The 6,034-nt window shown below is 35.6% G+C and carries 3 protein-coding genes; all 3 read left to right on the top strand.

Translation table 11 applies throughout. The features are described from left to right. The first annotated feature begins 939 nt into the window (after positions 1 to 939). The 3 genes from ACFILO_RS08880 (at position 940) to ACFILO_RS08870 (ending at position 5,574) form a co-directional block, all read left to right on the top strand. Positions 940 to 1,287, top strand: coding sequence for a hypothetical protein (locus ACFILO_RS08880; protein ID WP_375654150.1), 348 nt, complete (start codon positions 940 to 942; stop codon positions 1,285 to 1,287). Positions 1,288 to 1,874: 587 nt separating this feature from the next. Beyond that, complete coding sequence (locus ACFILO_RS08875) at positions 1,875 to 3,239, top strand: MFS transporter (RefSeq protein WP_375678161.1); 1,365 nt, start codon at positions 1,875 to 1,877, stop codon at positions 3,237 to 3,239. 1,648 nt (positions 3,240 to 4,887) lie between these two features. Continuing rightward, entirely contained in the window at positions 4,888 to 5,574 is a 687-nt protein-coding gene (locus ACFILO_RS08870; RefSeq protein ID WP_375632737.1) for an abortive infection family protein, read from the top strand. Positions 5,575 to 6,034: the final 460 nt, after the last annotated feature.

The raw sequence follows: 6,034 nt of genomic DNA, 5'->3' as shown, positions 1-6,034 counted from the left end.
TTATAGAAGCCGTAAGGACACTTTCATGCTTTAAAACGTCTACCTTTAAAGCAAATACATAAAAAGCTGCACGCATAGTGCAGCTTTTTTGCAAAATTTTCTTGATTTTTCATGCTTTTCAACACAACAAGAATTTTCGAAATCCACGTGAAGCTTTTATAAGCGTGAGAAACAAGCTTCAAAATAAAAGATTTTTTTCAATAATTCTATTTTTTTATGTTTTTCTTTTAAAAAACTTCTTAAATGAAGTGTTGACTCCATCGATTATATATATGCCATTACAGCATAACAAATATGCGACTCTTGCTCTATTTTTTGCATTTAAGCCAAACAAATTTCGCAGAAAAATATTCCTCTACGATCAACAACTTTTCTCAATGTGGAAAACATATCAATCTTACATCTCATGTAAGAGGGAGCATTATGCGGTTAACATTTCATCCACACACAATATGAGAGAATAAGTTGAATTCTCTGATACAAAGGGAATACCAACCTACCCAATGATCTATTCTCAACAAAGCAACACTCTCACCACTTCAATACCAGTATTTTAGTTTGAGTATACGAACACAATTTACATTCTAGATTAAATGTATCAAATAAATAATGAACATAAAATCTATGAATAAACAATGGTTTAACTGTACATGCTTCAAACAAAGAACAAAATTCTATAATCATGCGTTATTAATTCTTTTGTAAATATTTTATACAGATATCAAAAATCGTACCATTGCTTTCAATACAAGAAACCGACATAAAAAGTTTCATATTGAATGACCAAAATAGTCTTTTACAAATTGCGATATTAGAGCAAAAACTTCATTGGCTAATTATACGAAAAAATAAAATAGAAAATGCATTTTAATAAATATAAAAGCAAATTGTTTTATAAAAGAATATGACAAAAACTGATAAATCAACTTATGATCATGTATTTATGATTCAGATATTGAGTTCAATTTTGCACAATCATTTGAAAAAAACGATAAGATTAAAGTTTATGCGAAACTGCCTAAATGGTTTAAAATTGATACATCTCTTGGATCATATACTCCCGATTGGACTGTATTATTCGAGCAAAATGGGCAAGAAAAACTGTATTTTGTTGTGGAAAGCAAAAGAAGTATTTTCGAAGACATGTTGCGCGTTCTGGAAAAAGCAAAAATCCATTGCGATCGTGAACATTTCAAAGCTTTAGGAGAAAATACCCAATATATTGTTTCTGATAATTATAAAACTTTTATCGATCAAGCAATTCAAAAAGATACCACAACAACTTGAAAAAATGTTTGGGTTATGGAAACAACCCTCCCCTGTTTTTTATAAAATGCACCTTTTTCCTACTCTATAATTTACAAGCTCTTCCTTATAACCAATTTTAATTTTTATTAAACAATCAAGAAATTATCGAACATTTTTCAGAAAGAGCTGCACATTTAAGAAAAGAAAATTATAAACTATTGAGAATACATTTGATACCCAAACAATCATTTAAGCATAAAAAATGATATATAAACAAACATTGGATTTTTAAGTCAATAATTTGATTTATAAAGATTTTCACATTTTCCATGTTAAATAATAAATGCAAATGGAGCAGGCGTGCACGTTTGTGTAGGTTCTGCTTTTGCTCTCATGCAGATTGAGTTGACAGCAAATAGACTCCTCGATAAACTCATTGACATCAGCTTAACTGATGGCTTAATTCTAGAGAAAAAGGCGGGTTGTACACAAGGGGACCATCAGCACTTCCAATCATATTCATCCCAATATCAAAACCGCAGATATCACAAATGCGTGTTAATTTTTAAAAGTCTGTGAATGGGGCGCAACCAATGTTTTAAAGAACATCTGTAGGGAGCATGATCATGCAAAAGGTAGATTCCTATACTCAATCAGAAAGGTATGTCATATATACCGTCATTATTTCCAGCATACTTCCTCTGCTGGACGGGAGCATTGTCAATGTCATCCTTCCTAACCTTGCGCATTATTTTTCAGTCGGAGAAAATAATATACAATGGGTTGTAACATCCTATTTTCTCGCCACCGTTCCAGGGCTGCTAATGGCCGCTTTTGTGCAAGGAAGAATAGGTATCAAAAGCACTTGGTTTCTTGCAAGCTTCATTTTTATGCTTGGATCACTGGGGGTAGGATTAAGCTATAGTTTTCCAACTATTATATCTGCTCGTATCGTTCAAGGTTTCGGGACAGGTCTTTTGCTGCCCCTTAGCCAAACCATCATTGCCTTACAATTTGGACAGACACGAGTGCGCCAAGCCATGGGCACCATAGCCGTACCAACAGTTTTCGCTCCTGCCTTTGGTCCGCTGGTAGGCGCCTCGCTTGCTCAGTATGTGTCTTGGCGTTTGTTATTTTTTATCAATATTCCGCTTATTTTATTGGCACTCACCCTTGGAGCAAAACATTTAAAGAGCAACGAAACAACAAAAACAAAATTTAACTTATTTGCATTTTTAGCGTTTTCCATCTCCCTTCTTTCGTTTTTTTATCTCACAGAAGCCAGAAATATCAATAACCACAACGCCCTCTTTATCCTAGCGCTTATAGCCGTGATATCTCTCATATTATTCATTGTTTCTAATCAGAAAGCAAAAAACAAATTAATCGTCTTTAGCGGATTTCAAAATGCGCGCTATACATTGCTCATGATCATGGGGCTCGTTGCTTCATTTCTTTTTTATAGCTTCCTCGTTTATTTCCCACTAGCCGTTGCCATGGGAGGAAACTATGAAAAGAGCCTTCTCATCATCGGTGCCCTCCTTGCTCTGCAAGGAGTGGGTGCGTGGATTGGCAGGAAATTTATTTACCAAAAATGGAAAGAAAAATCTCCCTTTTTCATGATAGGAATTGGTTTAGTGATATCAAGCTTTGGGTTATTATGCTTCGGCTATAATATAAGCATGGATGGACTTGGATTCTTGCTAAGAGGTGTAGGACTTGGCATCGCCACCATTGTCTGCCTTTCCGCCCCCATCCAATATGTCAACAGTTTATACGTCAAAGATACAGCCGTTATCACACGCATATTACAGCAAATAGGTGGTGCCTTAGGGGGTATATTCGCTGGCTTTTTGATCCATTCGCTGACAGAAAAATCCCTGTCCTTAAACCAAACATATATCGTATTCTTCATATTCTCTATCACTGCATTTTTACTGTTTTTCCTAGCCCTCTTCTTATCGCGTAAAGAGAAGAATTCCGATTTATGATATGCTTTATTTGAACTCCCTATCCATAACATTGGCAATAGCTTATAAAATCATACAGCATTTACCACTTTTCGAGAAACCAACACACTGAGACCTTGAGCACAGCCTTCATCATTTTTATGAAAGAACACTAAACCGATAAGCTCCTTAAGCTCTAAAATTGATCACCTCCAGTAACGTACGGTGTTTGTAATTTTATGATACCTCTGTGCTTTTAGATTCCTCTAAAAACCTCTTGAAATATGGGATTTTCTGATCAGACCTTTGCAAGATCCACGAAATTAAGCACGCATTTCAATGCGGAATAGTCCCATAAATGCGCTAACAGACGCCCTACCGAACCAGCATAGAATATAGAACCCGCCCCCGCGCACGCCCCTATAAATGCTAATCATCTTCTATAACGCACCGCGATGTGGAAAATCGCACTGTATTGCAAACTTGATAATGTTATTCGCCCCTTTTCAAAGTCATTGAATCACTATGCTTTCATAACAGCAATAGGTCCAAATGAAACTGAAGCGACAAAAACAGCTGGTAAAGCAGCATCTTCTCTCCATTTCATTGTTAACTGTTATAAGAAATCTCCCCCGCTTTAATAAAAAAGCCCTCTCTCATTGAGAAAGAAATTTTAAAAACATTGAAAATCATGAAGCACGATGACAGACAGCAAACCATCTCTAAAAAGGCTGTTTTTTACTTTTACAGCGTACTCTTAGATTTCTCTAATATCTTCCTGCCTTTAAATTTTCCTTATAAAATTTACGGACAAAAGAAGCTTTTCAGAACTCTTTTACACATAACTTCATTGCTTCAAGCTCCCTTACAGACACGATAAACGCATATATTTCCATCTACCAAGTATGCGAGCTTCACAGCGGATATAATGAAAACAGTCTTTTTATAGAAAACAGTAAACTTTAACGGAATAAACGAGATTTTAAACTAGCCTTCCGCATTACTCATTACTCTATACCGGTTATGCAAATAAAGAGCGCCATCTACTTTTTCTGACAAGCAAAGAACACACACAACATTTAGTAACATGCCATTATTAAAATTCTTGTCACAAAACCTTCCGTTCAGGGATTATGCGCATTGCCTGCTTCCTTCTCTCTAATAAACAATCTGCCAATAAAGAATGCTATTGCAGTTACGATAATACAAAATTATACTTCTGTTCTCATTCTATATTTTTCGAATTATCACACATTATTCCCCCCTTCACTGTTATAACAATGAAAGGAGAAAAATAAAACACAATATGGCATTTATCTTTCACAAATCTTATATAAGCCACAAAATTGTTGCGCGACCTTCTATAAAAGGTCAGGCAATAAAATCATACTCTAAAAACCACTCAACATACCACTTTTTGATATTATAAAGCCATAAAATGCAATTATTACCTCCGCAAAAAATCTCTCAGAAAAACGAAATTCCTCCTGCAACAATTAGGATACTCTCTCAAATATTACCAAAGTACTATTGGCCAGAGAATTTGGATGCCTTATTTTTTTATACACCATCTGCTCCTCATGAGGATCGAAGTGATGATGATGAAGTCAAGATTAAGAAATGACTAGATACAATCAATGTAGAATGCAATAAACCGCTTGAAGTCCTTGGTCCCCTGCTTGGTGATTTTTTGGACAGTGAGTTTCATAAGTTAGTCGGATTCATATTTCAAGACATACCAGAAGATCAAATGCTACAACAGCTTAAAGAAGATCAACGTAAAGTTTTAGAAACGTTAAAGAAAGATGGATTAGAATATCAGCGTGGAGGATATATTATCAAGAATGAGCTAACCTTCACACAAGAATTGCAAAAAGCTGGTCTCCTCTCGATGGAAGAGCTAAAAAAACTTATTGCAGAGAAAGAACTTTCAGCAGTAGAAATCGAAATAAATAGGGCATTAGAAAATATAGAAAAAGATCCAAGGGAGGCAGTTCTATTTGCAGCAAATCTATTGGAAGCCTCTTGCAAAGCTTATCTCGACCACCATTCTATCCCATATGCAGAAAACGCCCGTAATAATCTGCCCGCTTTATGGAAAGAAGTCGTTAAGAAAGCCAAGATCCATCCCGAAGATATGAAGCAAGAAAACTTAAAAAATCAAGATCTAGATGAAAATGGCTTAAAAATGATCGCATCCGGTCTGTATCAAATTGTGCATGGTACTATGAATTTAAGAAACAAGAAAAGTGCAGCGCACGGACGCTCAGAAAAGGATTTTGAACTAATCAATCTCAAGCCTCGCCATGCGCGTTTAACTTTTAATGCCGCCCATTCTCTCTCAATTTATATTTTAGAGCTCATGGATCAGCCATAATAAAAAACTTTAGAAAAAACATATCACGACTACCAGCATTTTCTCATGCCATTTTTAATGCCTAAAAAGCATTAAAGGGGGGCTTCTGCTACCCTACAAAACCAAATATTTCTATAGCATGACAACATGAGTAGTCACAGCACCCTATGGTTCTCCTCTTCCCCACGTTTCTAGGCTCTGCTTCTAAAGTCAGTGGCAATTTCTGTAAATGCAAAAGCCGCCCTTAAGGATGACGAATGAGGATGGTGCAAAAGTATTGCCTTGATTATTTTTTTAAGAACAAACTAGCTGGTGTACTATTTTTGGAAAGCTCTCGTGCAGAAATATTATGATGGAGAAGCTAGTCATTATGATAAAAACACAAGTCTTAACTCCGTAAAGAGAGAGAATCTGAGTTTAGATTTAATTTCTACAAAGCCTTTATGCGCGTAAATTAGATACCTATACGTTCTTCCCCTAC

This window comes from Bartonella sp. AP72JLCBS (genome assembly GCF_042195705.1).
In the GTDB taxonomy this organism is placed as follows: Bacteria; Pseudomonadota; Alphaproteobacteria; order Rhizobiales; family Rhizobiaceae; genus Bartonella.
This window is presented reverse-complemented; position numbering and strand designations above follow the sequence as displayed.